19 protein-coding genes are annotated in these 19,782 nt (G+C 63.6%); 8 read left to right on the forward strand and 11 right to left on the reverse strand.

Annotation, left to right across the window (positions count from 1 at the left end):
* Positions 1 to 6: 6 nt before the first annotated feature.
* From fabD to B0G75_RS21460, 5 genes are all read right to left on the reverse strand, one after another.
* On the reverse strand, positions 7 to 942 hold the full coding sequence (gene fabD, locus B0G75_RS21435) for an ACP S-malonyltransferase (RefSeq protein WP_106309873.1): 936 nt from the start codon (positions 940 to 942) through the stop codon (positions 7 to 9).
* A gap of 111 nt (positions 943 to 1,053) precedes the next feature.
* A complete protein-coding gene (locus B0G75_RS21440; protein ID WP_106309876.1) occupies positions 1,054 to 2,043 on the reverse strand; it encodes a beta-ketoacyl-ACP synthase III in 990 nt (329 codons plus the stop codon).
* Positions 2,043 to 3,149 carry a phosphate acyltransferase PlsX gene (plsX, locus tag B0G75_RS21445; protein WP_012433890.1) on the reverse strand — a complete coding sequence of 369 codons (1,107 nt, stop codon included), beginning with the start codon at positions 3,147 to 3,149 and terminating at the stop codon, positions 2,043 to 2,045. The genes B0G75_RS21440 and plsX overlap by 1 nt, the downstream gene beginning before the upstream one ends.
* 184 nt (positions 3,150 to 3,333) lie before the next feature.
* Positions 3,334 to 3,513, reverse strand: a complete 180-nt coding sequence (rpmF, locus tag B0G75_RS21455; RefSeq protein WP_006051932.1) for a 50S ribosomal protein L32 — start codon at positions 3,511 to 3,513, stop codon at positions 3,334 to 3,336.
* A gap of 101 nt (positions 3,514 to 3,614) precedes the next feature.
* Positions 3,615 to 4,259, reverse strand: coding sequence for a DUF177 domain-containing protein (locus B0G75_RS21460; RefSeq protein WP_106309879.1), 645 nt, complete (start codon positions 4,257 to 4,259; stop codon positions 3,615 to 3,617).
* A 248-nt stretch (positions 4,260 to 4,507) separates the two neighbouring features.
* Between B0G75_RS21460 and B0G75_RS21465 the strand changes: the two genes are divergently transcribed.
* Positions 4,508 to 5,125, forward strand: a complete 618-nt coding sequence (locus B0G75_RS21465) for a Maf-like protein (protein WP_106309882.1) — start codon at positions 4,508 to 4,510, stop codon at positions 5,123 to 5,125.
* Positions 5,122 to 5,841, forward strand: a complete 720-nt coding sequence (locus B0G75_RS21470; RefSeq protein WP_106309885.1) for an SAM-dependent methyltransferase — start codon at positions 5,122 to 5,124, stop codon at positions 5,839 to 5,841. Before B0G75_RS21465 ends, B0G75_RS21470 begins: the two co-directional genes overlap by 4 nt.
* 89 nt (positions 5,842 to 5,930) lie before the next feature.
* Here B0G75_RS21470 and B0G75_RS21475 read toward each other — a convergent pair whose 3' ends face one another.
* Genes B0G75_RS21475 through B0G75_RS21490 form a run of 4 tightly spaced genes read right to left on the reverse strand, consistent with a single transcriptional unit; the run spans position 5,931 to position 9,047 of the window.
* The gene (locus B0G75_RS21475) at positions 5,931 to 6,935 is read right to left on the reverse strand and encodes a S49 family peptidase (RefSeq protein ID WP_106309888.1); all 1,005 of its coding nucleotides are present in this window, start codon (positions 6,933 to 6,935) and stop codon (positions 5,931 to 5,933) included.
* A gap of 33 nt (positions 6,936 to 6,968) precedes the next feature.
* Positions 6,969 to 7,373 carry a Rieske 2Fe-2S domain-containing protein gene (locus B0G75_RS21480; RefSeq protein ID WP_106309891.1) on the reverse strand — a complete coding sequence of 135 codons (405 nt, stop codon included), beginning with the start codon at positions 7,371 to 7,373 and terminating at the stop codon, positions 6,969 to 6,971.
* The gene (locus tag B0G75_RS21485) at positions 7,370 to 8,029 is read right to left on the reverse strand and encodes an HAD-IA family hydrolase (RefSeq protein ID WP_106309894.1); all 660 of its coding nucleotides are present in this window, start codon (positions 8,027 to 8,029) and stop codon (positions 7,370 to 7,372) included. Before B0G75_RS21485 ends, B0G75_RS21480 begins: the two co-directional genes overlap by 4 nt.
* Entirely contained in the window at positions 8,022 to 9,047 is a 1,026-nt protein-coding gene (locus B0G75_RS21490; protein WP_106309897.1) for an RluA family pseudouridine synthase, read from the reverse strand. The genes B0G75_RS21485 and B0G75_RS21490 overlap by 8 nt, the downstream gene beginning before the upstream one ends.
* 729 nt (positions 9,048 to 9,776) lie before the next feature.
* Between B0G75_RS21490 and B0G75_RS21495 the strand changes: the two genes are divergently transcribed.
* The 6 genes from B0G75_RS21495 (at position 9,777) to B0G75_RS21520 (ending at position 17,247) form a co-directional block, all read left to right on the forward strand.
* On the forward strand, positions 9,777 to 13,073 hold the full coding sequence (locus B0G75_RS21495) for an Rne/Rng family ribonuclease (RefSeq protein ID WP_106309900.1): 3,297 nt from the start codon (positions 9,777 to 9,779) through the stop codon (positions 13,071 to 13,073).
* 207 nt (positions 13,074 to 13,280) lie between these two features.
* Positions 13,281 to 14,390, forward strand: a complete 1,110-nt coding sequence (gene moaA, locus B0G75_RS21500) for a GTP 3',8-cyclase MoaA (RefSeq protein ID WP_106309903.1) — start codon at positions 13,281 to 13,283, stop codon at positions 14,388 to 14,390.
* A 10-nt stretch (positions 14,391 to 14,400) separates the two neighbouring features.
* Complete coding sequence (gene mobA, locus B0G75_RS21505; RefSeq protein WP_106309905.1) at positions 14,401 to 15,015, forward strand: molybdenum cofactor guanylyltransferase MobA; 615 nt, start codon at positions 14,401 to 14,403, stop codon at positions 15,013 to 15,015.
* Positions 15,016 to 15,095: 80 nt separating this feature from the next.
* Complete coding sequence (gene glp / locus B0G75_RS21510) at positions 15,096 to 16,397, forward strand: gephyrin-like molybdotransferase Glp (RefSeq protein ID WP_106310117.1); 1,302 nt, start codon at positions 15,096 to 15,098, stop codon at positions 16,395 to 16,397.
* Positions 16,398 to 16,483: 86 nt separating this feature from the next.
* A complete protein-coding gene (locus tag B0G75_RS21515; protein ID WP_006053283.1) occupies positions 16,484 to 16,759 on the forward strand; it encodes a hypothetical protein in 276 nt (91 codons plus the stop codon).
* Complete coding sequence (locus B0G75_RS21520) at positions 16,759 to 17,247, forward strand: GNAT family N-acetyltransferase (RefSeq protein WP_106309908.1); 489 nt, start codon at positions 16,759 to 16,761, stop codon at positions 17,245 to 17,247. The genes B0G75_RS21515 and B0G75_RS21520 overlap by 1 nt, the downstream gene beginning before the upstream one ends.
* A gap of 85 nt (positions 17,248 to 17,332) precedes the next feature.
* Here the strand turns inward: B0G75_RS21520 and B0G75_RS21525 are convergent, their stop codons facing one another.
* Both B0G75_RS21525 and B0G75_RS21530 read right to left on the reverse strand, forming a co-directional pair.
* Entirely contained in the window at positions 17,333 to 18,781 is a 1,449-nt protein-coding gene (locus B0G75_RS21525; RefSeq protein WP_106309910.1) for a DNA recombination protein RmuC, read from the reverse strand.
* Positions 18,778 to 19,767 carry a D-glycerate dehydrogenase gene (locus B0G75_RS21530; protein ID WP_106309913.1) on the reverse strand — a complete coding sequence of 330 codons (990 nt, stop codon included), beginning with the start codon at positions 19,765 to 19,767 and terminating at the stop codon, positions 18,778 to 18,780. The genes B0G75_RS21525 and B0G75_RS21530 overlap by 4 nt, the downstream gene beginning before the upstream one ends.
* Between the last annotated feature and the right edge of the window lie 15 nt (positions 19,768 to 19,782).

Below are 19,782 nucleotides of genomic sequence, written 5' to 3' on the forward strand. Positions count from 1 at the left end.
ATGCGTTCAGCCTGCCGTTACCAGCTTGAGCGTTTCTTCGAGTGAAGCCGGATCGAAGATCGAAGCGCCAACCAGGTTGCTGTCGATACGTTTGGTCAGGCCCGCAAGGACCTTGCCCGGACCGCATTCGATCACGTGCGTGACGCCTTGAGCCGACATGGCCTGAACGCTTTCGACCCAACGCACCGCACCGGCTGCCTGGCGCACCAGCGCGTCCTTGATCTTGACCGGCTCGTTGACCACGGCGACGTCGACGTTGTTGATGACCGGAATAGCCGGCACCTGCACCTCGACGCTCGCCAGATACTCACGCAACTGGTCCGACGCCGGCTTGAGCAGCGACGAGTGGAACGGTGCCGAGACCGGCAGCGGCAACGCGCGCTTGGCGCCCTTCGCTTTCGCGACTTCGCAGGCCTTTTCAACCGCAGCCTTGTTTCCTGCGATCACGACCTGCGCCGGTGCATTGAAATTCACCGCTTCGACGACGCCCGCGACCGACGCTTCGGCGCACACCGCGCGCACTGCGTCGTCGTCGAGACCGAGAATCGCGGCCATGCCGCCTTCACCGACCGGCACCGCCGTCTGCATGGCTTGCGCGCGAAAACGCACGAGCGGCACAGCGTCGCGAAACGCGATCGCGCCCGCCGCGACCAGCGCGGTGTACTCGCCGAGGCTATGGCCCGCGACGATCGCCGGCTTCGAGCCGCCGGCCTGCAGCCACGCGCGATACATGGCGTAAGCGGCGGTCAGCATGACCGGCTGGGTGTTGGTGGTGAGGTTCAGATCTTCGACGGGGCCTTCGGCGATCAGCCTGCCGAGATCCTGATTGAGCGCATCGGAGGCTTCCTGAACCGTCTCACGCACGACGGCGTGATCGGCGAATGCGTTGAGCATGCCGACCGACTGCGAACCTTGCCCAGGAAAAACGAACGCAAATTTCATATCGTCCCCAAAATCGATTTAGTCAGATGTGGGTGGCGCGCCCAGTTGATGGCGAGCGCGCTCAAGCGTAGCCGAGCGCCGTGAAGAGCGCTCGCCATAACGTCGCCGCTATCAGTAGCGGATAACCGACGCGCCCCACGTGAAGCCGCCGCCGACACCTTCGATCAGCACGTTCTGGCCACGCTTGATGCGGCCGTCGCGCACCGCGACGTCGAATGCGAGCGGAATGGACGCAGCCGACGTATTGCCGTGCTCGCCCACCGTGACGACCATGCGTTCCTGCGGCAAACCGAGCTTGCGGCAGGTGCTTTGCATGATGCGGATATTCGCCTGATGCGGAATCAGCCAGTCGATCTGTTCAGCCGACAGATTGGCCTTCTCGAGCGCTTCGACCGCGACCTTTTCGAGCACGTTGACGGCGAGCTTGAACACGGCCTGCCCGTCCATATGCAGGAACGCGCTGCCCGCCACGACGCCGCCGTTCACGTTGCCCGGCGTGCAGAGAATATTCGAATGGCTGCCGTCGGCGTGCAGTGCGCTGGCCAGCACGCCCGGTTGTTCGGAGGCCTGCAGGATCACCGCGCCCGCGCCGTCGCCGAACAGTACGCAGGTTGTACGGTCGTTGAAGTCGAGAATGCGCGAGAAGGTTTCCGCCCCGATCACCAGCGCCGTGCGATGCTGACCGCTGCGGATGAAACTGTCCGCCGTGGCCACCGCGTAGGCAAAACCGGAACAGACGGCCTGCACGTCGAATGCCGCGCCGTGGTTCTTGATGCCGAGCTTGTTCTGCAACAGGCACGCCGTGCTCGGAAACACGAAGTCGGGCGTGGACGTCGCGACGATGATCAGGTCGATGGACTGCGGGTCGATATCCGCTGCCTCGATCGCGCGTTGTGAAGCGATGAGCGAGAGATCGCTGGTCGTGACATCAGGGTCCGCAAAGTGGCGCGCATGAATGCCGGTGCGGGCCACGATCCATTCGTCGCTCGTCTCGACACCTTGCTTGCCAAGACGCTCGGCCAGATCCTGATTGGTGACGCGGTTGGGCGGCAGATAGCTGCCGGTGCCCAGCACGCGGGAATAAATTGTCGATTGAGCCATTATGCCTTCGAGGATTGCGCAGCGTAGGGCTCGGCTGGCTGGCCTGCGATGGGGCTTGCTTGACCCGCACCGCTCGCGTCGCGCGCCGCCTGTTCGAGAGAACCCGCATTCTCTTCCATCGCTCGCGCAAGGCGTTCCAGCACGCCGTTTTTGACGGCATCATACCCGCGTTTGATAGCCCACTCAAACCCGTAAGCATCCGCCGAACCGTGGCTTTTGATGACCAGCCCGCGCAGGCCGAGCAACGCGGCGCCATTGTATTGCCGATGATCGACGCGTTTCTTGAAGCGCATCAATACCGGCAAGGCGAGCACCGCCATCACCTTGGTGAGCCAGGAACGGCCGAACTCTTCCTTGATGATGTTGGACAACATCTGCGCGAGGCCTTCCGACGTCTTGAGCGCGACATTGCCGACAAAACCGTCGCAGACGATGACGTCGACCGTGCCCTTAAAGATATCGTTGCCTTCAACGTTACCGTGAAAGTTAAGTGTACTCGCGCGCAGCAGTTCGCCGGCACGTTTGATGGTGTCGTTGCCCTTGATGACTTCTTCGCCGATGTTGAGCAACCCGATGGTAGGCCGATCCTTGCCCTCGAGCGCGGAGACAAGCGCGTGCCCCATCTCCGCGAACTGCAGCAGATGCTGCGGCTCGCAGTCGACGTTGGCGCCCAGGTCGAGCATCATCGTGTAGCCATTGGGATTGGGTAGTGCCGACGCGATGGCCGGGCGCTCGATGCCCGACAGCGTTTTCAGCACGTAGCGCGAGACAGCCATCAGCGCGCCGGTGTTGCCCGCAGAAACGCAGGCTTGCGCCTCGCCTTCCTTGACGCGGTTTAGCGCCACGCGCATGGAGGAATCTTTTTTCTTGCGCAGCGCGACTTCGACCGGATCGTCCATGGCGACGATCTCGGAAGCGGGTACGACGGTCAGCGCCGGCAGGTCCTGAGCCTTCAACTTTTTCAGCTGCGCACGAATCGCGCTTTCGATGCCGACGAGCAGCAGTTCAGCATCGGGATGCGATCGAACGAAGTTGACGGCAGCGGGAACGGTCACGGACGGGCCGTGGTCGCCTCCCATGCAATCTATCGTGAGCTTTACTGTCATGGAGTGCGACGAATTTCAGACGCCCTGCATGGAATCATAGTAAGCGCTGAGGCGCCAACTGCGATCGACACAAAAAAGCGGCAATTGAATGCCGCCTTTTTGCCGAGCCGGGAAAATGTCAAGCGAGCCGATCGCCACGCGAAACGCCACAGGGCGACACGCAGTGAAACGCGCAATGAAACGATTAATCGTTCTTCGTCTTGACGACTTTCTTGCCGCGATAGTAGCCGTTCGGGCTAACGTGGTGACGCAGATGCACTTCGCCCGTGCTCGGTTCCACGGCCAGCGGCGCTGCCGTCAGGAAATCGTGCGAACGGTGCATGCCGCGCTTCGACGGCGACTTCTTATTTTGTTGAACTGCCATGACTAACTCCTAAAAATTTTCCGAATTCTAACACAGCCCGATCCGGTCTCCGCCACTGGCCGAATGGCCAATGCGCCCGCATCGTGCTCCCATGCAACTGTTCAGTGCTTCTTGTCGTCCGGCTCACCGCGCTTGAGACTCTGGAGCGCCGCAAACGGATTAGGCCGCTCGGGCTCGCCGCCCTCACCCCCCTCGTCCAGTGCGCCCTCGTCGCCCTCGCCTTCAGTACCGGCCACACCAGAGACAAGGCTCTCGTGCACTTCGGGACAGACCTCGTGCTTAGGCACAAGCGGCAAGGAAAGCAGCAACTCTTCTTCGATCAAGTCGATGAGATCGAAATGGTTCGAACCCACGATCACTTCGACTTCATCCTCGTCGAGCGGAAACTCTTCGGCTTCCGCCTCAGTGTTGACGATCCGGTAAGTTGCATCGACGTTGAATGCCTGCAAGTACGGTGTCATGCACCGCTGACATTCGAGCCAGGCAGCGCCGTGAATCGCCATCCTCAAATAAGGCTGGGGACCCTCGGTACCGTCGTCCTGCAATTCCGGCTGCGTCGCCCCTTCGGCTTGCCAGGTGAACGCGGCATCGCGGTCTGGCGCTTCTGCCGGGACTTCGTTTAACATGCGCGGCAGTTGCGAGACGCGCACGACACCCGCGGCCTGACGCCCACTCCGCGCGAATTCGAACAGATCGATATCATGCGGGTCGGACAGACCTGCAGGGTTGCCAGGATGTTCAGTCATGTGCGCTCCTGCGTTGGCAAGGATTTCGCCGGATATAACCGCGAGGTATAACCGATTTGCGAGACAGCCCGTGAGACTCATGTGCTTGCCCGCAGTGATCACTGCCATTGACATGCACCGAGACTCGCCTAGCGCAAGCATACCGATGAAAAGCCCAAAATCATATCCGTTTTGTCTTTTCGAGTCAAACACTTAAGCCCGTACGCGCGCAGTTCCGTACGCCCCGCCTCCCTAGCCGTCGATTACCCATGTCAGATTCTCCCAATCGCCCGCCACGCCTGATCCTGGCGTCGAGTTCGCCCTATCGTCGCGAACTGCTCGAACGCCTGCGCGTGCCGTTCGATGTCGTCGTGCCCGCAATCGACGAGACGCCGCTCGCCGGCGAAACACCCGAAGTCACCGCGCTGCGGCTCGCGCAAGCCAAAGCTCGCGCGGTAGCCGGCGGACTCGGCGCTGGCGAAGCGGCGCTCGTGATCGGCTCCGATCAGGTCGCCACCTACGACGGTCTGCAGATCGGCAAGCCAGGCACGCACGACAAGGCGCTTGCCCAGTTGCAGGCGATGCGCGGCCGCGAAGTGCTGTTCCATAGTGCGCTATGTCTGCTCGACAGCCGCTCGGGAAGCGTACAAGCCGTCGACGTAATCACTCGCGTGCATTTCCGCGATCTGCCGGATGCCACGCTGGAGGCCTATTTGCTGTCCGAAACGCCGTACGACGTCGCCGGCAGCGCAAAGTCCGAAGGGCTCGGCATCGCCTTGCTCGAGGCCATCCATTCCGACGACCCGACCGCGCTTGTCGGCCTGCCGTTGATCGCACTGTCGCGCATGCTGCTCGCAGTGGGTTATCCACTATTGGAGGCTCAATGAGCGGCACGCTCTATCTGATTCCGAACACGCTGGGCGAAGGCGACACCGAGGCGCTCGACGCCGTCCTGCCCGCACCGGTGCGCGCCCGTGCGGCGTCGCTTCACTATTACATCGGCGAAAACGCGAAAACCACGCGCGCTTTCCTAAAGAAGGTCGGCACGGAACGGCCGATCCAGGAAATCGAGATTCGCGAACTGAATGTGAATACACCGGCCGGCGAGATCGACAGGCTGCTCGCGCCGCTTCTTGCCGGCACGGACGCGGGCCTTGTTTCCGAAGCGGGCTGTCCGGCGGTCGCCGACCCCGGCGCCCTGCTGGTGCGCCGCGCGCATGAGCGCGGCGTGAAAGTCGTGCCGTTCGTGGGCCCGAGTTCGATTCTGCTCGCTTTGATGGCGTCAGGGCTCAACGGGCAGAGCTTTGCGTTCCACGGATATCTCCCGGTCGATGCCACGGAACGCGCCAAGCGGTTGCGAGACCTGGAGCAGCAGTCGCGCAAAGGCAAGCAAACGCAGATCTTTATCGAGACGCCCTACCGGAATCGCGCGTTGCTGGATACGCTGCTGGCGACCTGTGCGCCTTCCACGCTCGTTTGCGTGGCTGTGGATCTGACGCTGGAAACGGAAACTATCGCCAGCCGCACCGTGGCGGACTGGAAGAAAAAGCCGACGATCGACTTGCACAAGCGACCGGCTATTTTTCTGATCTTGGCCGTGTGATCGGGTCTGACGGCAATGTCAAACTAAAAGAGCGCCGCGCAATCATCAAACGACGACCGCGCGGCGCTTCTCGAATTGTCATCGGCAATTCAACGCAGATTCATCTTCCCACCAAGCGCCATGGCGTGAACCGCCCCGCTGCCGACAGCCGCGCCGAACTTGCGCGCAACACGGTCTGTAATGCTCTCTTTTACCGTGTAATCGACGATATCCGGCGCCTTGAACAGATCGCGGGCCACATAATCGGCGTCGCCCAACCCGTCGGCGAGGCCGAGTTCGACGCTCTTCTGGCCAGTCCAAAAAAGACCCGAGAACATGTCCGGCGTTTCATGCAGGCGTTTGCCGCGCCCCTGACGCACCGCGTCGATAAACTGCGCGTGGATCTGATCGAGCATATCTTGAGCATGTTCGTCCATCTTCGGCGTTTCCGGCGAGAACGGATCGAAAAAGCCCTTGTTTTCACCAGATGTATGCAAACGCCGCTGAATCCCGAGCTTATCCATCAGGCCGGTGAAGCCGAAACTGTCCATCAGCACGCCGATAGAACCGACGATGCTCGCCTTATCGACATAAATCTTGTCAGCCGCCGCAGCAGCGTAGTAACCGCCGGACGCGCACATGTCGCCCACGACCGCATACAGCGGAATTGAAGGATATTTGGCGCGTAATCGACGAATTTCGTTGTAAATAATGCCCGCTTGCACCGGACTGCCGCCTGGACTATTGCAGCGCAGGATCACGCCTGCGGTGCCCGAATCGTCAAACGCGCTCTGCAACGCCGTATTGACATCTTCCGCATTCGCGTTCGCATCCGCGGATATCTCACCGTTTAACGTCACCACAGCCGTGTGGCGGCCGGTGGCGGCGACCTTGTCGCCGGAGAAGTCGATTGCCACCCAGATCGCCAGCAGCACTACCAGCAGAAAAACAAAACGGAAGAAAATCCTCCACCGCCGCGCCGCGCGCTGTTCGTTGATCGCCGCGAGCGCGATACGTTCCAGCGCGGCGCGTTCCCAGCCCGGCTCATTGGCAGACGTGCTGGGGCGGCCATTCAGAGACGGTTCCTTCGGCTCGGGAGTTAAATTGTCGGACATGCGGTGCAGTGGGAAAGGTCGAAGAGAGAAAAATCAGGATGTGGCCGGGCGCAGTTCGCCGTCTGGCAGCCAGAAAACGGCTCGGCCTTCCGGCGTATCGCGCTCGTCTACCTGGACCGGCCGCAATTTGCCGCCGCGGCACGGACCGCCGACGCATTTGCCCGTATCCGGCGCGTAAATCGCGCCATGTGTAGCGCACATCAAGTATAAACCGGACGATTCGAAGAACTGCCCTTCGGCCCAGTCCAGCTCCATCGGTACGTGGGCGCAACGGTTCAGGTAGCCGTAGGCGCGGCCATCGTAGCGGACAAAGAACACGACGACGTCGCCGCCACCGAGCTTCGCCGCGTGGCGCACGCCCGCGCCGCCGTCGACCAGCTCGTCCGATGCGCAGACGCGAACCGCCTCCGCTTGCGCTTCCGTGGCCGCGGTGTTCATGCGTTCTCCCGCAGCCAGCCGGACAGCACACTGACACTCGACGCAACGAATTTCGGCGACAACGCGCTCAACGAATCCGCAGGATGCGCGCCATATGTGACGCCAATTCCCGCGACGCCCGCGTTGATCGCCATTTGCAGATCGTGCGTCGTATCGCCGACCATCACCGTGCGCGCGTTATCCTGCCCCAGTTCGCGCGTCAATTCGTGCAGCATCGCGGGGTGCGGCTTCGAGAATGTTTCGTCGGCGCAGCGCGTGCCGTCGAACAGGCTTGTCAGGCGCGACTGATCCAACGCGCGATTCAGCCCGACGCGGCTCTTGCCCGTCGCCACAGCCAGCAAATAGCCCTGATCGCGCAATTCTTGCAACATCTCGCGCACACCGACGAACAGCTCGGTGGTCTGATCCTTCACCAGATAGTGGAAGCGGTACCGCTCGGCGAGCCGCGGATAGTCCGAAGGATCGAGCGTGGGCGCGGCAATCTGCAGCGCGTCGCGCAAGCCCAGGCCGATGACATAGCTGGCCGCCTCGTCGGCGGGAACCGGAAGACCCAAATCGCGGCACGCCGACTGGATGCTGCGCGTGATGTGCGCGGTCGAATCCATCAACGTCCCATCCCAGTCGAAGACGATCAGGTCAAATTGCTCTCTAGCCATGCGGTGTCGTCTCCGGGTGTGACCCATTTCGTAGTTCGTTGAGTTGCGCGATGAAGCTGCGGCATTCGGCCGGCAGCGGCGCCTCGATCTGCAGCGGCGCGCCGGTTGCCGGGTGCGTGAGCTTGAGCCGGTAAGCGTGCAGGAACATGCGCTTCAGGCCAGGCTTGGCATTGGCGCGCGCCAGTGCCTTGTTCAGCGCGAAGTCGCCGTATTTGGCGTCGCCGACGATCGGCAGTTCCAGATGCTGCAAGTGGACCCGGATCTGATGCGTGCGCCCGGTCTTCAGTTCCGCCTCGAGCAACGCATATTCCGGCCAGCGGTCGATCAGATTGAACACCGTATGCGACGCGAGACCGTCCGGCTGTACGCGCACGCGGCGCTCGCCGTCGGCCGTCAAATACTTGTGCAGCGGCTCCTTGACCGCGCGGCGGCGGCCCCAGTCGCTCGCCCAGTCGCCGTGAACGCAAGCATAGTAGCGCTTGTCCATCTTGTTCTCGCGAATCTGCTCGTGCAGATTGACGAGCGCCGAGCGCTTCTTGGCGAGCATCAGAATGCCGGACGTCTCACGATCCAGCCGATGCACCAGTTCGAGAAATTTCGCCTGCGGACGCGCCTCGCGCATCTGCTCGATCACGCCGAACGCGACGCCGCTGCCGCCGTGAACCGCCACGCCGGCTGGTTTATCGATCACAAGCAAGTGCTCGTCTTCGAAAATAATGTTGAAATGGGCGGCCGGGACCGGCGCCTGGGCAGCGGTTTCGCTCGGTTGAGCGACGCGAATGGGCGGCACGCGCACCAGATCACCCAGTTCGAGACGGTATTGCGCGTCTATCCGGCCCTTATTCACCCGCACTTCCCCGCTGCGCAGGATGCGGTAAATATGGCTTTTGGGCACGCCTTTACAGACGCGCAACAAGAAGTTGTCGATGCGCTGTCCGGCCGCGCTGTCGTCGATCTCGATCATCGAGACCTGGTCGCTTGCGACCGATTTCTGGGATATTTTGCCTAACTCTTTCATTCTGAATATAATTTGCCCAGCAGTCTGCGGCGGCCGGCGCAGTGTCCGGAATTCGGGCGGATTGCGCAGGTGCAAGCGATAAACCGTTATTTTACTTGCGCCGGGGTCTGGTTGCTCACCCTGAAAATGAGATGCAACAAGTTGCACGCACGAAGTCAGTGCCCGGCAGGGACGGCGCCCACAGGCGCGTTCGGTCAAGGTCGGCTTCGACGGTAACGGAATTTTGGTAAAAAAGAATTTAACTTTCAGCTTCGGTATCGGGCGGTCTGACGCCCTGCTTTACGAAGCTGCAGGTTGCGAAAATACGGCGTGCGCCCAAGGCGTCTGGTAGAAAATACAAGACATGGCGACGTCAAAATGAGGCGAGACACCCCCAGCAGGAAAAGACGCGCCGACTGCGCGAACTTCCCGCTGCGGCACGACCGCAGCCTTCGACCCTCCGGTCACGCGCCCAGTTGGCGCACCGGCGCGAGTGGACGAAGGCTTATGAAGGTCGGCCGGCAGAACCCGCGGCGTGTCGGGTCGTTATTTGAAGCCGTGTTCGCATGTGCCCTGCGGCACCGTGCCCGTTTTATGGGCCGGGCCCTCTCAGGCAATTCTCCCACCAGCTTTCCCGCTCCAGCGTGCTTGTGAAAACACAATAAGGCGCGGCATGCCGCTGCCCGCTTCGCCCCCGCGACTGACAACCGCGCGGCGGAGGGGCAGGCTAAGCCGCTCTGGAGCCGTTCAATGAAACGAATGTTGTTCAACGCGACGCAGCAGGAAGAACTGCGCGTCGCCATCGTCGATGGGCAAAAACTCATCGATATCGACATCGAAACCGCCGGGCGCGAACAGCGCAAAGGCAACATTTACAAGGGCATCATTACTCGCATCGAGCCGTCGCTCGAAGCCTGTTTCGTCAACTACGGCGAAGACCGCCACGGCTTCCTGCCGTTCAAGGAAGTCGCCCGCCAGTACTTCCGCGATGGCGTCGACATGCGCTCCGCGCGCATCCAGGACGCGCTGCGTGAAGGCCAGGAACTGATCGTTCAGGTCGAAAAAGAGGAACGCGGCAACAAGGGCGCGGCCCTCACCACGTTCATCTCGCTCGCCGGCCGCTATCTGGTCCTGATGCCGAACAATCCGCGCGGCGGCGGCGTGTCGCGCCGGATCGAAGGCGACGACCGTCAGGAACTGCGCGAAACCATGGCGCAGCTGCAACTGCCGGAAGGCATGAGCATCATCGCGCGCACGGCCGGCATTGGCCGCAGCGCCGAAGAACTGCAGTGGGACCTGAACTACCTGATGCAACTGTGGCGCGCGATCGAAGCCGCGTCGCAAAGCGGTTCGAGCGGTCAGCCGATGCTGATCTATCTCGAATCGAGCCTCGTGATCCGCGCGATCCGCGACTACTTCCAGCCGGACATCGGCGAAATTCTGATCGACACGACCGAAATTCATGACCAGGCACGCGCCTTCATGGATATCGTGATGCCGGATAATGTCAGCAAGGTGAAGCGGTATCACGACGATGTACCGCTCTTCTCGCGCTTCCAGATCGAACACCAGATCGAAACGGCGTACTCGCGCACGGTGCCGCTGCCCTCGGGCGGCGCAATCGTGATCGACCACACCGAAGCGCTGGTCGCGATCGACGTGAACTCCGCGCGCGCCACCAAGGGCGCCGACATCGAGGAAACGGCCGCGCGCACCAACCTCGAAGCCGCCGACGAAGTCGCCCGCCAGCTGCGTCTGCGCGACCTGGGCGGCCTGATCGTGATCGACTTCATCGACATGGAGTCCGCCAAGAGCCAGCGCGAAGTCGAGCAACGCCTGAAAGACGCGCTCAAGCACGACCGCGCGCGCGTCCAGATGGGCAAGATCTCGCGTTTCGGCCTGATGGAACTGTCGCGTCAGCGTCTGCGTCCGGCCCTCTCGGAAGGCAGTCACGTGACCTGCCCGCGCTGTAACGGCACGGGCCACATCCGCGATACCGAATCGTCCGCGCTGCAAGTGCTGCGGATCATTCAGGAAGAAGCGATGAAGGAAAACACCGCGGCAATTCACTGTCAGGTGCCGGTCGAAGTGACCGCCTTCCTGTTGAACGAAAAGCGTGCCGAGATCAACAAGATCGAGTCGCGTTTCAAGGTCAACGTCGTGCTGATCCCGAACAAGCACCTCGATACGCCGCATTACAAGCTTGAGCGTCTGCGTCACGACGACGCGCGCCTCGACGATCCGCGCGCTTCGTGGAAGATGGCCGAAGAAGCAGCCCGCGAACTGGAATCGGAAACCGGTTACAGCAAGCGTACCGAAGAAGTGAAGCCGAAGCAGGAAGCGGCGGTCAAGGGCATCACGCCTGAAAAGCCGGCGCCGAGCGCGCCGGTCCGCCCGGTCGCGGCCCCGGCTCCGGTCGCGGTTACGCCGGCGAGCGGCGGCTTTATCGGCTGGTTGAAGAATCTGTTCGGCGTGCAGCCAGCCGCTCCGGCGCCCGTCGCGCCGGCAGCGACCGAAAAGCAGGCACGTCCGCAACGCGGCGAACGCACGGAGCGCGGTGAGCGCACCGGCGAACGCGGCGGCGATCGCAACCGCAATCGCCGCACCGGCACGGGCACTCGCGATGCAGCGGGCCGTGGCGAAGGCACGACCGGCGGCCGTCAAGCCCAAGGTCAGCAGCCGTCGCAACGCCGCGAAGAACGCGAGCCGCGTGAAGGCCGTGAGGCGCGTGAAACACGCGAGGGCCGCGAGCCGCGTGAAGCGCGTGAGGCGCGCGAACCGCGTGGAAATCGTGAGCCGCGTGAAGCCCGCGAAGGCCGTGAACCGCGCGAGGCCCGTGAGCCGCGCGAGGGTCGCGAAAACCGTGACCGCGACAATCGCGGTGCCGAGCGCGCGGAAACGGCGGAAGCCGCACCGCGTGGCGAACGTCAGGAACGCGGCGAGCGCCGTGAACGTGGCGAACGCGCGGAACGTGGCGAACGCCGCAAGCCGCAAACAGAAACCGCGGACGCATTGACGCAAGGCGAAGCGCAAACGGCGGAAGAACTGGTGCAAAACCAGACCGCCTTGGGCGAAAACGGCGCGCCGATCGATCAGGAAGCAGTGGCGCGTGAAGGCGAAGAGCGTCGTCGTCGCCGTCGCGGCCGTCGCGGTGGCCGTCGTGAGCGTGAAGAGGACGTGAACGGCAATCTGGCAGCGGACGTCGCGGAAGCTGAAGGCGACAATGCGAGCGCAACCGACGAAGCGCCGGTGCGCACGGCGCATCAGCCGGTCGAGCGCAAGCCGGAAGTCGTCGAGGCGAAGGACGTGACGCCGGTGGAAGTAGTGGTCGCTGCTGTCGCGACGGAAACGGCCGTGGTGACCGAACTGCACGCCGCAACCGAAACGCCGGCTCTGGCCGTCGAAAAGGCTGCGAAGACGGAAACGGTAGTACCGGTCGCGGAAGCGCCGGTTGCGCCGGCAGCCGTCGAGCCAATCGCCGAAACGCCGGTGGCGCAAGCCGCCGCGGAGCAGGTCGAAGCAGCGCAAGCTGCGCCGGCCGCTAGCGAAACGGTGTCGCTGGTTGAACCGGTCGCACGCGTCGAAGCCCCGGCTCATGCGCAGGTCGAAGCGCCGGCGGTTGCGCCGGTTGTCGAGGCGCAAGCCGCTGCTCCGGCTCCGGTCGAGACTGCGGCTCCGGCTGCGGCAATCGAAGCGCCGGTTGTTCAACCCGCGCAGCAGGCTGAGATCGTGGAACCGCAGCCGGTCGTGGCAGCGGTAGCACCGGCACCCGAACCGGCAGCGGTCGAACCGGCGCCCGTCGCCGTCGCACCGCAAGCTGCGCAGCAAGCGCCGCGTCAAGTCGCCGTGTCGGCGGAAGCCCTGAAGCCGGTGCTGGAACAAGCCGGCCTCGTCTGGGTGAACACCGACGCCGACAAGCTGCGCGCGGCGCAGGAAGTTGCTGCCCAGACCGTCAAGCCGGCTCGCGTGGCTCGCGAACGCAAGCCGCTGCCGCCGCTCGACAGCGCGCCGATGCAACAGGTGGAAACAGGCCAGCACCCGCAGTAAGCTGCCCTGCCGCACTCGAAAAGCCCGCCCTCACCGGCGGGCTTTTTGTTTTCATGGGCTCGCGCCGCAGCCCGGGCGCGCCGCGGTATGCCACTCCCCGTATACCCCGACACGACCCAAGGTGCCGCGCTGCCAGAATCATTTCCGATAGAATGAATATCTAGCTTTACTTCAAGCACTAACCGACGTAATTCATCGAAGCAACTCATGTCCCGACGCATCATCCCTGTTGCCGATCTCAGCGCCGTGCCGGTTATCGCCGGCCCCGTGCAGACGCCCAGCGGCGCGCTGCACGACACGCTCGCGCGACCGCTGCGCGACCTGCGCATTTCGGTCACGGATCGTTGCAATTTCCGGTGCGTGTATTGCATGCCTCGCGCGGTGTTCGACAAGGACTACACGTTTTTGCCGCACAGCGCCTTGCTGAGCTTCGAGGAAATCGAACGGCTGGCGCGGCTGTTCGTCGCACATGGCGTGGAGAAAATCCGTCTGACGGGCGGCGAACCGCTATTGCGTAAAAATCTGGAATTCCTGATCGAACGCCTCGCGCAACTGACTACGCCGGCGGGCCGCCCGCTCGATCTGACGCTGACCACCAACGGTTCGCTGCTGGAACGCAAGGCGCGCAGCCTGAAAGACGCCGGTTTGACGCGCGTCACGGTGAGTCTCGACGCGCTCGACGACACGCTATTTCGTCGCATGAACGATGCGGATTTCGCCGTCGGCGACGTGCTGGACGGCATTGCCGCGGCGCACGCGGTGGGCCTCGCGCCGATCAAGGTGAACATGGTCGTCAAGCGCGGCACCAACGACAGCGAAATCGTGCCGATGGCGCGTCACTTCAAAGGCTCGGGCGCGGTATTGCGCTTTATCGAATACATGGACGTCGGCACGTCGAACGGCTGGAACATGACGGAAGTGCTGCCGTCCGCCGACGTCGTTACGCGCATTGCCGAGCACTTCCCGCTCGCGCCGCTCGAAGCGCACAGCGCCGCCGAGACCGCGCAGCGCTGGGGTTACGTGGACGGCGGCGGCGAAATCGGCGTGATTTCGAGCGTGACGCGCGCCTTTTGCGGCAGTTGCACGCGAGCGCGCCTCTCGACGGAAGGCAAGCTGTACCTGTGTCTGTTCGCTTCGTCGGGGCACGACCTGCGCGCGCTGGTGCGCAACGGCGCGAGCGATGCCGACATTGCCACTGCCATCGCCGAAATCTGGCAGGACCGTGGCGACCGCTATTCGCAACTGCGCGGCAGCGCCTCGGCCGATTCACGCGCGCGGGATGGCCGCCGCGTCGAAATGTCGTACATCGGCGGCTGAGCGGCGGCGCATGAAGCCGGCGCGCGAACACATTACCGGACTGTTGCTCGCGGGCGGCCGCGGCATGCGCATGGGCGGCGCCGACAAGGGCCTGCAAATGCTGCACGGCGAACCGCTCGCCGCGCATGTGCTCAAGCGCCTCGCGCCACAAACGGGCGCCCTTCTGATCAGCGCCAATCGTCACCTCGACACTTACAACGTACTCGGCGCGCCGTTCGGCGCCACGGTGGTGGCGGACACCCTGGCTGGATTTCCAGGCCCGCTAGCCGGCCTGCTTGCCGGGTTGCGGGCAGCCGCGACCGGCTATGTGCTCAGTGCGCCCTGCGACTCGCCGTGGCTGCCAGCCAATCTGGCCGATCGCCTCGCGCACGCGCTGGACTCGAATGGAGCCGACATCGCCACGGTCACCACGATCGACGCGCACGGTCAAACGTCCTTGCATCCCGTCTTCGCGCTCATGCGCACGAGCCTCGCGGACGATCTGTCGGCCTTCCTGGAGGCCGGCGAGCGTAAAGTTCGCGCGTGGTACGCGCGCCACAAGACGGTGGAAGTCGTCTTTACCGACGAGCGCGCGTTTTACAATATCAATTCGCTACAAGAACTCGCCGACCTCCAGCGTGATTGAGGCCCCGGTTGAAATCCCGCTCCGGCCGCACGGCAACCGCCGCTCCCGCACCCGCCGCCGGTCGCGACGCTCAGCTCTTCATGACCACGTCTAACGAATTTTCCCGCTGCGTCGCGCAGTACGATCCTCACGCGCTACCTGTCCCGGCCGCACAGGCGATTGTTCGTCAGTGGGCCGCGCCCGTCACGGCGGTTGAACGCGTGGCCTTGCGCGACGCGCTCGACCGCGTGCTCGCGGACGATATCGTGTCGCCGATCGACGTCCCTTCGCACGACAACTCCGCCATGGACGGCTACGCGTTCAACCGCGCGGCACTCGCCACGGGCTCGGCCACTGTCGAACTGGCGGTCGTCGGCAAGGCGCTGGCCGGGCATCCGTTCGCGGGCCGCGTCGACGCCGCGCAATGCGCGCGCGTCATGACCGGCGCCTGCATGCCGGCCGACTGCGACACGGTCGTGCCGCAAGAACTCGTCGAGCGCGGCGCCGATTCCGTTTCGATCCGCTTTGCGGCCACCGCCGTGACGGCCGGCGCAAACCGGCGGCTCGCCGGCGAAGACCTCGCGCGCGGTCATGCCGCGCTGCGGGCGGGCCGCATCATGCGCGCGTCGGACCTCGGTTTGCTGGCCTCGCTCGGTATCGGCGAAGTCAATGTGAGGCGGCCTCTGCGCGTCGCCTTCTTCTCGACCGGCGACGAACTGCGCTCGCTCGGCGAGCCGCTCGATCCGGGTTGCGTGTACGACAGCAACCGCTACACGCTGTTTGCCATGCTGCGGCGCCTGAACGTCGACACGCTCGACCTCGGCGTGGTGCGCGACGAGCCCGCCGCGATGGAAGCCGCCTTGCGCAGCGCCGCGGCGAGCGCCGACGTGGTGCTGACCTCGGGCGGCGTCTCGGTCGGCGAGGCGGATTTCACCAAGCAACTGCTGCAAACTTTCGGCGACGTCGCGTTCTGGAGTCTCGCCATGCGCCCCGGCCGCCCGCTCGCCTTCGGCCGCGTCTGGTCCGGTGAGCGGCCGGGTGTCGGGCTTCCCGCGCTATTCTTCGGTTTGCCGGGCAATCCGGTCGCCGTGATGGTGACGTTCTATCAGATCGTGCGAGAAGTGCTGCTGCTCATGTCGGGCGCCACGCCGCAACCGCTGCCGGTCATCCACGCCATGAGCCGCCGGGCCATCCGCAAACGCGCCGGGCGCACCGAATTCCAGCGCGGCGTCGCGGAACAGGACGCGCACGGACAATGGCACGTCACGCCGACCGGTTCGCAAAGCTCCGGCGTGCTGAGTTCGATGAGCGAAGCCAATTGCTTCATCGTGCTCGGGCACGATGACGGCGAGGTCGCTGAAGGAGAGCGCGTCGCGATCATGCTGTTCGACGGTCTCATCTGACGCCGACGCGCGGCTGAGGCAACGCACCCGCCAGCGCTCATTGACTGCTTTACCCATTACCACTACGACACACGGGTTTGACTTACATGAAAAAACAGATCTCGTTCATTGCACCGGGACAGACGGCCAAAGCACTGATCCTCGTGTACCTGACGTTTTCGGTGCCGATCGTGCTGCTGGGCGTGCTGGTCGCGTTCGTGCGCTACGGCTCGGTGGAACTGAGCACGGTGTTCAGCGCGCTGCTGCTGAATGCGATTCTCGGTTTTATCCTGCTGTGGATCGCATGCCACGCATACAACTGGGTGGCGTCGCGCTTCGGCGGCATTGAAATCCAGCTGACCGACGCGCCGGAAGAGGCGTAATGCCCGCAACGATCCGCGCCGCCACGCCCGCGGACACCGGCGCCATCTTCGCGCTGACGTACGAACTCGCGCAGTTCGAAAGCCTCACGCACGTGTTCGTTGCGACCGAGGACGGCTTGCGCGACGCGCTGTTCGGCGCGCGGCCTTCCATTGAAGCGTTGGTGGCGGAAAGCGAAGGCCGCATCGTCGGCTATGCGCTGTTCTTTCACAATTACTCGAGCTTCGTCGGCAAGCGCGGACTGTATCTCGAAGACGTCTACGTGCAACCCTCGCAACGGGGCAGCGGTCTTGGCACCGCGTTGTTGCAGCGTCTTGCCGCATTGGCGGTGGAACGGCAATGCGGGCGGTTCGAATGGACCGTGCTCGATTGGAACAAGCAGGCCATCAGCTTCTATGAAAGGTTGGGCGCGGCTGTCATGCCGGATTGGCGCGTGGTGCGTCTGGCGGGCGAAGCGCTGGAGCAACTGGCGGCGGGCGCAGGCGCCTGAGCGGGTGCCGGACGTGTTGTTCTATAGTTTTCGCGGAGGCAACTTGTCGCGCCCCCGCGACTACTACACCGCTAGCTCGACTCCTTTACTGCTCGTCGGGATCTACACCCGACAGCGCATCGCCGAGCAACCCGCTAGCCTCTTCACCCGGCAACGCTTCGACATCGCGCAGTCTTCGGCTCATGACGCGTGTGCGCGTTTCTGCCGCTTCAATAGAACGCGTCACAGTTTCCAGTTGCGCCTTCGTCTTGGCCAGCACATCGCCGAATTTGCCGAACTCCGTTTTCACCGCGCCGAGCACCTGCCACACCTCGCTCGATCGCTTCTCGATCGCGAGCGTGCGGAAACCCATCTGCAAGCTATTGAGCAAGGCGGTCAGCGTAGTCGGCCCCGCAATCGTCACCCGATAGTCGCGTTGCAGCAGGTCCGTCAGGCCCGGCCGACGCAACACTTCCGCATAAAGCCCTTCTGTCGGCAGAAACAGCAGCGCGAAGTCGGTGGTGTGCGGCGGCGACACGTACTTCTCCGCGATCGTGCGCGCCTCGGCACGAATCCGCACTTCGAGCGCGCGTGACGCTTCTTCCACCGCGACCGGATCGGCGCGCTCCTGCGCTTCGATCAGGCGTTCGTAGTCTTCACGCGGAAATTTGGCGTCGATGGGCAGCCACACAGGTGTGGCCGCGGCGCCCTGCTCCGCGCGTCCCGGCAGCTTGATCGCAAACTCGACGCGCTCCGCGCTTCTCGGCACCGTCGCAATGTTTTTCGCGTACTGGTCGGCGGTGAGCAATTGCTCGAGCAATGCTTCGAGCTGCACTTCACCCCACGTGCCGCGCGTCTTCACGTTGGTGAGAACCTTTTTCAGATCGCCGACGCCGGCGGCCAGCGTCTGCATCTCGCCCAGTCCACGGTGAACCTGTTCGAGCCGGTCCGACACCAGCTTGAACGACTCACCCAAACGCTGTTCAAGCGTAGCGTGTAATTTTTCGTCGACGGTGCGGCGCATCTCGTCGAGCTTGAGCGAGTTGTTCGCCTCGATATCCTTCAGCCGCTGTTCGATGGTCGCGCGCACTTCGGCGAAGCGGCGGTCGTTCGCCTCGGTGAGTTGCCCCAGTTGCAGGCTCAGCGTATCGCCGAACTGTTTAAGCGAGCGGCCTTGTTCGTCGCGCGCCTGCTGGGCCTGCGCCTGCAGACTGTGGCGCACGGCGTCGAGCTGTTGCGCGAAGCCGTCGATCTTGCCGGCCTGCACCGTCGTCATGCTGCTGAACTGCGCGGCCAGCGTCTGCTGAAAGTGCGCGAAGCCGCCGCTCTGTTCGGTACGCGACACGCGCGCCGTCTCGGTGATGTCATTGCGCAGTTGCCGCTCAAGCCGCTCGTAGGCGTGCGCTTGCGCGTCGGCCGCGACGTCGATGCGTTCGTTGAGCAACTCGAACTGCTCGTTGTCTTCCGCGCGGCTATGGCCGCGCATCAGCAAGGCCAGCGCGATAACCAAGGCGACCGCCAGCACGGCGACGGCCGCCACTAGATACATTGTCATGAACGCGCCTTGCCGATGACCTCGGGGTTGACCGGATTCGGCGGCCGCCCCGCGCGCGGACCTTCGCCCAGGCCCGCGATCAGATTGTCCGCGGCGAGATTCGCCATCGCGCGGCGCGTGGCTTCGGTCGCGCTGGCGATGTGCGGCGTCAGCACGACATTCGGTACGCTGAGCAGATCCTGATTCAGATTCGGCTCGCCTTCGAACACATCGAGACCGGCGGCGGCAATCTGCTTCGAGCGCAACGCCTCGACCAGCGCTGCGTCGTCGACGATACCGCCGCGCGCGATATTCGTAAGCGTCGCGGTCGGTTTCATCAGCGCGAGTTCGGCCGCGCCGATCGTGTGATGGTTCTCCTTCGTGTACGGCAGTACGAGCACGACGTGGTCGGCGCGCCGCAACAGATCCTGCTTCGATACATACTCCGCGTTCAACTCGGCCTCGATCTCGGGCGCCACGCGCGAACGATTGTGATAAATCACCTGCATGTTGAAGCCCTTCGCACGACGCGCGAGCGCCTGGCCAATGCGGCCCATGCCGATCACGCCGAGCGTCGAGCCGTGCAAATCGCTGCCGAGAAACGCGTCATACGCCCACTTCTGCCATTGGCCCGCGCGCAGCCAGTGCTCCGATTCGGTGATGCGGCGCGCCGCCGCCATCATCAGTGCCCAACCGAAGTCCGCGGTCGATTCGTTCAACACGTCCGGCGTATTGGTGCCCAACACGTTGGCCGCGTTGAAAGCGGCCATGTCGAAGTTGTTGTAGCCCACCGCCATATTCGACACCACGCGCAGACGCGGCGCCGCCGCGAGTTCGGCGGCACCGACCGGATCGCCCGCGGTCAGCGCGCCGTCTTTATCCGCGAGACGGCGTTTCAGTTCGTCGGCGGGCAACACGTCGCCCTGATTCCAGTCGACGTCGAAATACTGTTTGAGCCGTTCGATCACATCGGGAAAGATCGGACGGGCGACGAGGATCTTCTGCATTGCAATTCTCCGTAA

Source organism: Paraburkholderia sp. BL18I3N2 (assembly GCF_003001875.1).
GTDB lineage: Bacteria > Pseudomonadota > Gammaproteobacteria > Burkholderiales > Burkholderiaceae > Paraburkholderia > Paraburkholderia phytofirmans.